This is a genomic window from Pseudomonas neuropathica, from assembly GCF_015461835.1.
Lineage (GTDB): Bacteria > Pseudomonadota > Gammaproteobacteria > Pseudomonadales > Pseudomonadaceae > Aquipseudomonas > Aquipseudomonas neuropathica.
The window spans coordinates 1-7,672 of the sequence record NZ_JACOPX010000012.1 but is presented as its reverse complement, the minus strand read 5'-3'; the positions used below and the strand labels follow the sequence as shown (position 1 = coordinate 7,672).

Annotated in this window: 1 protein-coding gene; it reads left to right on the top strand. The window is 62.2% G+C overall.

All coding sequences use genetic code 11. The features are described 5' to 3' along the window. On the top strand, positions 1-7,672 hold a 7,672-nt coding region (locus H8F23_RS18235; RefSeq protein ID WP_324187891.1), incomplete at both ends, for an immunoglobulin-like domain-containing protein.

Sequence of the window (7,672 nt, the reverse complement as noted above, 5' to 3'; positions counted from 1 at the left end):
GTGACCCTGAGCAACGGCTCGGTGATCACCATTGAAGCGGGCAAGACCACCGGCACCGTCACCGTCGCTGCACCGGCCGATGACGTCTACAAAGACGCCGGCAAAGTCGAAGTCACCATCAAGGACGCTACCGGCGGCAACTTCGAGAACCTGGTGCCGAGCACTGTTCCGGCCGTGACCGAAGTCACCGACACCATCGACACCAGCACCATCAAACTGACCGCCACCGAGTCAGCTGCTGAAGGTGGCACCGTCACTTACACCGCCACCGTCGGCGCACCAGTCACCGGCTCGCCTGTCGTCGTGACCTTGGCCAACGGCCAAAACATCACCATCGAAATCGGCAAAACCACCGGCACCGTGACCACCACCGCGCCGAACGATGCGTTGAACGGCCACACCCCGCTGACCAATGCGATCACTGACGTGAGCGGCGGCAATTACGAGAACCTCGTTGCCGACAAAACCCCGGTTTCGACCACCGTCACTGACACCGTCGACACCACCAACCTGTCGCTGACCGCGACGGGTACCGTGGCTGAAGGCGGTTCGATTGTTTACACCGCAACCCTGACCAACCCGGCCGGCACGCCCGTAACCGTGACCCTGTCGAACGGGTCGGTCATCACCATTGAAGCAGGCAAAACCGCCGGCACCGTGACCGTTCCTGCGCCAGCCGATGACGTCTACAAAGACGCCGGCAAGGTCGAAGTGACCATCAAGGACGCCACTGGCGGCAACTTCGAGAACCTGGTTCCGAGCACCACGCCAGCCGTAACCGACGTCACTGACACCATCGATACCTCGACGGTCAAACTGACCGCCACCGAGTCGGCGGCTGAAGGTGGCACCGTCACCTACACCGCGACTGTCGGCGCACCGGTGACCGGTTCGCCGGTTGTCGTGACCCTGGCCAACGGCCAGAACATCACCATCGAAGTCGGTAAGACCACCGGCACCGTGACCACCATCGCGCCAAACGATGCGTTGACTGGCCACGCTCCACTGACCAACGCGATCACCGACGTTTCCGGCGGCAATTACGAAAACCTCGTGGCTGACAAAACCCCGGTCAGCACCACCGTCACCGACACCGTCGACACCACCAACCTGTCGCTGACCGCGACCGGTTCTGTGAACGAAGGCGGCCAGATCACCTACACCGCGACCCTGACCAATGCCGCTGGCTCGCCGGTCACCGTGACTCTGTCGAACGGTGCCGTGATCACCATCGACGCAGGCAAAACCACCGGCACCGTCACCGTCGACGCGCCGAAAGATGACGTCTACAAAGATGCCGGCACCGTTGAAGCGACCATCAAAGGCGCGACCGGTGGCGACTTCGAAAACCTCGTCACCAGCACTACTCCGGCCGTCACCACCGTCAACGACACCATCGACACCTCCACCGTGTCGCTGACCGCCACGGCGAACGTCGCTGAAGGCGAAACCGTGGTCTACACCGCGACCGTGACCGCGCCAGTGACTGGCTCGCCTGTTGTCGTGACCCTGTCCAACGGCCAGACCATTACCATCGCTGTCGGTGAAACCACCGGCTCGGTGAACTTCGTTGCGCCGAACAGCCCATTGGCCGGTGGCAGCTCGCTGAGCGTGACCATCGACGGCGCCACCGGCGGCAATTACGAAAAACTGGCGGTCGACGGCAAGTCCGCCGACACCGCGGTTTCGGACACCACCGACACCACCAACCTGAACCTGACCGCGACCGATTCGGTGGCTGAAGGCGGTTCGATCGTTTACACCGCGACGCTGACCAACCCGGCCGGCACCCCGGTAACCGTGACCCTGAGCAACGGTTCGGTGATCACCATCGAAGCCGGCAAAACCACCGGCACCGTAACCGTCGCGGCTCCAGCCGATGACGTCTACAAAGACGCCGGCAAAGTCGAAGTGACGATCAAGGATGCAACCGGCGGCAACTTCGAGAATCTGGTGCCAAGCACCGTGCCGGCCGTGACCAACGTCACCGATACCATCGACACCACCACCGTCAAGCTCACCGCGACCGAGTCGGCGGCTGAAGGCGGCAGCGTGACTTACACCGCGACCGTCGGCGCGCCAGTCACCGGTTCGCCTGTGGTCGTGACCCTGGCTAACGGGCAGACCATCACCATTGGTGTTGGCCAGACCACCGGCACCGCGACCACCACCGCGCCGAACGATGCATTGACCGGCCACGCGCCGATCACCAATGCGATCACCGAGGTGAGCGGCGGCAACTTCGAAAACCTGGTGGCGGACAAGACCCCGGTTTCGACCAATGTCACCGACACTGTCGACACCACCAACCTGTCGCTGAGCGCCACCGGTTCTGTGGCTGAGGGTGGTTCGATTGTTTACACCGCAACCCTGACCAACGCTGCAGGCTCGCCAGTCACGGTGACCCTGTCGAATGGGGCGGTAATCACCATCGAAGCCGGTAAAACCACTGGCACCGTGACCGTTCCAGCTCCGGCCGACGACGTCTACAAAGACGCCGGCAAGGTTGAGACAACGATCTCTACAGCAACTGGTGGCAACTTCGAAAACCTGGTGCCGAGCACTGTTCCAGCCGTCACCGAAGTGACTGACACCATCGACACCTCGACCGTGAAACTGACGGCGACCGAGACCGCCGCTGAAGGTGGCACCGTCACCTACACCGCGACCGTCGGGGCGCCTGTGACGGGCTCGCCGGTTGTGGTGACCCTGGCCAACGGTCAGAACATCACCATCGAAGTCGGTAAAACCACCGGCACCGTGACCTTCACCGCACCGAACGATGCGCTGACCGGCCACGCGCCGCTCACCAACGCGATCACCGACGTAACCGGCGGCAACTTCGAAAATCTGGTGGCGGACAAAACACCGGTCAGCACCACCGTGACCGACACCGTCGACACCACCAACCTGTCGCTCAGCGCGACCGGTTCCGTGGCTGAGGGCGGCTCGATCATCTACACCGCCACATTGACCAACGCTGCTGGCTCGCCAGTGACCGTGACGCTGAGCAACGGCGCCGTGATCACCATCGAGGCCGGCAAAACCACCGGCACCGTGACCGTTCCAGCACCAGCAGACGACGTCTACAAAGACGCTGGCAAGGTCGAAGCGACGATCTCCACCGCTACCGGTGGCAATTTCGAAAATCTGGTGCCGAGCACTGTTCCGGCCGTGACCGAAGTCACCGACACCATCGACACCTCGACCGTCAAACTAACGGCCGATACCTCCGTGGCCGAAGGCGGCACCGTCACTTACACCGCCACTGTCGGCGCTCCAGTCACCGGCTCGCCGGTTGTCGTCACCCTGACAAACGGTCAGACGATCACCATCGGCGTCGGCCAGACCACCGGCACCGCGACCACCACCGCACCGAACGATGCACTGACCGGTCAGGCACCACTGACCAACTCGATCACCGGTGTAACCGGCGGCAATTACGAGAATCTCGTAGCCGACAAGACACCGGTTTCGACCACGGTCACCGATACCGTCGACACCACCAATCTGTCGCTCAGTGCGACCGGTTCCGTGGCCGAGGGCGGTTCGATTGTCTACACCGCTACTTTGACCAACGCCGCCGGTTCACCAGTGACCGTGACGCTGAGCAACGGCGCCGTGATCACCATCGACGCTGGCAAAACCACTGGCACCGTGACCGTTCCAGCCCCGGCTGACGACGTCTACAAAGATGCCGGCACCGTGCAGGCGACCATCAGCACCGCCACCGGTGGCAACTTCGAAAACCTCGTGCCGAGCACTGTTCCGGCTGTGACCGAAGTCACCGACACCATCGACACCACCACCGTCAAACTGACCGCCACCGAGTCGGCAGCTGAAGGCGGTAATGTCGTCTACACCGCGACTGTCGGCGCGCCAGTCACCGGTTCGCCGGTTGTCGTGACCCTGGCCAACGGTCAGACCATTACCATCGGCGTCGGCCAGACCACCGGCACAGCGACCACCACCGCGCCGAACGATGTATTGACCGGCCACGCGCCGATCACCAATGCGATCACTGAGGTGAGCGGCGGCAACTTCGAAAATCTGGTGGCGGACAAGACCCCGGTTTCGACCAATGTCACCGACACTGTCGACACCACGAACCTGTCGCTGACTGCGACCGGCAATGTGGCCGAAGGTGGTTCGATTGTTTACACCGCAACCCTGACCAACGCGGCTGGCTCGCCAGTCACCGTGACTTTGTCGAACGGCGCGGTAATCACCATCGAAGCAGGCAAAACCACAGGCACTGTGACCGTTCCAGCTCCGGCCGATGACGTTTACAAAGACGCGGGCAAAGTTGAAGCGACGATTTCGACTGCCAACGGTGGCAACTTCGAAAACCTCGTGCCGAGCACTGCTCCGGCTGTGACCGAAGTCACCGACACCATAGACACCTCGACCGTCAAACTGACGGCCGATACCTCCGTGGCCGAAGGCGGCACCGTCACTTACACCGCCACTGTCGGCGCTCCAGTTACCGGTTCGCCGGTCACCGTGACCTTGGCCAACGGCCAGAACATCACCATCGAAGTCGGCAAAACCACCGGCACCGTGACCACCACCGCACCGAACGATGCGCTGACCGGTCAGGCGCCACTGACCAACTCGATCACGGGTGTCACTGGCGGCAACTACGAAAACCTGGTGGCCGACAAGACCCCGGTTTCAACCACTGTCACCGATACCGTCGACACCACTAACCTGTCGCTGAGCGCGACGGGTTCGGTTGCTGAAGGTGGCTCGATCATCTACACCGCAACGCTGACCAACGCGGCTGGCTCGCCAGTCACCGTGACCCTGTCGAACGGCGCCGTGATCACCATTGAGGCGGGCAAAACCACTGGCACCGTCACCGTCGCTGCGCCAGCGGATGATGTTTACAAAGATGCAGGCAAAGTCGAAGCAACCATTTCGACCGCGACTGGTGGCAACTTCGAGAATCTGGTGCCAAGCACCGTGCCGGCCGTGACCAATGTCACCGACACCATCGACACCACCACCGTAAAACTCACCGCCACCGAGTCGACAGCTGAGGGTGGCAACGTCACCTACACCGCGACTGTCGGCGCGCCAGTCACCGGCTCGCCGGTTGTCGTAACCCTGGCTAACGGTCAGACGATCACCATCGGCGTCGGCCAGACCACCGGTACCGCAACCACCGCAGCGCCAAACGACGCATTGACTGGCCACGCGCCGCTGACCAACGCGATTACCGACGTAACAGGTGGCAACTTCGAGAACCTGGTAGCCGACAAGACCCCGGTCAGCACCAACGTGACCGACACCGTCGACACCACCAATCTGTCGCTCAGCGCTACCAATTCGGTCGCTGAAGGCGGTTCGATTGTTTATACCGCGACCCTGACCAACGCCGCTGGCTCGCCAGTGACCGTGACGCTGAGCAACGGCGCCGTGATCACCATCGACGCCGGTAAAACCACCGGCACCGTGACCGTTCCAGCCCCGGCTGACGACGTCTACAAAGACGCCGGCACCGTGCAGGCGACAATCAGTACCGCCACTGGTGGCAACTTCGAAAACCTGGTGCCGAGCACCACGCCGGCTGTGACCAGCGTCACCGACACCATCGACACCTCGACCGTCAAACTCACGGCTGATACGTCGGTCGCTGAAGGTGGCACCGTCACTTACACCGCCACTGTGGGCGCTCCAGTGACCGGCTCACCTGTCGTGGTGACATTGGCCAACGGCCAGAACATCACCATCGAAGTCGGCAAAACAACCGGCACCGTGACCACCACGGCACCTAACGATGCACTGACCGGTCAGGCACCACTGACCAACTCGATCATCGGTGTAACCGGCGGCAATTACGAGAATCTCGTAGCCGACAAGACACCGGTTTCGACCACGGTCACCGATACCGTCGACACCACCAATCTGTCGCTCAGTGCGACCGGTTCCGTGGCCGAGGGCGGTTCGATTGTCTACACCGCTACTTTGACCAACGCCGCCGGTTCACCAGTGACCGTGACGCTGAGCAACGGCGCCGTGATCACCATCGACGCTGGCAAAACCACTGGCACCGTGACCGTTCCAGCCCCGGCTGACGACGTCTACAAAGATGCCGGCACCGTGCAGGCGACCATCAGCACCGCCACCGGTGGCAACTTCGAAAATCTGGTGCCGAGCACGACGCCGGCTGTGACCCAGGTCACCGACACCATCGACACCACCACCGTCAAACTGACGGCCACCGAGTCGGCGGCTGAAGGCGGCAATGTTGTCTACACCGCGACTGTCGGCGCACCGGTAACTGGCTCGCCAGTTGTCGTGAATTTGGCCAATGGTCAAACCATCACCATCGGTGTCGGCCAGACCACAGGCACCGCGACCACCACCGCACCGAACGATGCGTTGACCGGTCATGCACCGCTGACCAACTCGATCACCAACGTGACCGGCGGAAACTACGAAAATCTCGTGGCCGACAAGACGCCCGTCAGCACCAACGTGACCGACACTGTCGACACGACCAATCTGTCGCTCAGCGCTACCAATTCGGTCGCTGAAGGCGGTTCGATCGTCTACACCGCGACGCTGACCAACGCCGCTGGCTCGCCAGTCACCGTGACACTGAGCAACGGCGCCGTGATCACCATCGACGCTGGCAAAACCACTGGCACCGTGACCGTTCCAGCCCCGGCTGACGACGTCTACAAAGATGCCGGCACCGTGCAGGCGACGATCAGCAACGCCACCGGTGGCAACTTCGAAAACCTGGTGCCGAGCACCACGCCGGCCGTGACCAGCGTTACCGACACGATCGATACCACCACTGTCAAACTGACAGCAACAGAGTCGACAGCTGAGGGTGGCAACGTCACGTACGCCGCCACTGTTGGTGCTCCGGTCACTGGTTCGCCAGTTGTGGTGACCCTGGCCAACGGTCAGACCATCACCATCGGCGTGGGACAGACCACCGGTACCGCGACCACCACCGCACCGAACGATGCGTTGACCGGTCATGCACCGCTGACCAACTCGATCACGAACGTGACCGGCGGAAACTACGAAAATCTCGTGGCCGACAAGACGCCCGTCAGCACCAACGTGACCGACACTGTCGACACGACCAATCTGTCGCTCAGCGCTACCAATTCGGTCGCTGAAGGCGGTTCGATCGTCTACACCGCGACGCTGACCAACGCCGCTGGCTCGCCAGTCACCGTGACGCTGAGCAACGGCGCCGTGATCACCATCGACGCTGGCAAAACCACTGGCACCGTGACCGTTCCAGCCCCGGCTGACGACGTCTACAAAGATGCCGGCACCGTGCAGGCGACCATCAGCACCGCCACCGGTGGCAACTTCGAAAACCTGGTGCCGAGCACCACGCCGGCCGTGACCAGCGTTACCGACACGATCGACACCACCACTGTCAAACTGACAGCAACAGAGTCGACAGCTGAAGGTGGCAACGTCACGTACACCGCCACTGTTGGTGCTCCGGTCACTGGTTCGCCAGTTGTGGTGACCCTGGCCAACGGTCAGACCATCACCATCGGCGTGGGACAGACCACCGGTACCGCGACCACCACCGCACCGAACGATGCGTTGACCGGTCATGCACCGCTGACCAACTCGATCACGAACGTGACCGGCGGAAACTACGAAAATCTCGTGGCTGACAAAACCCCGG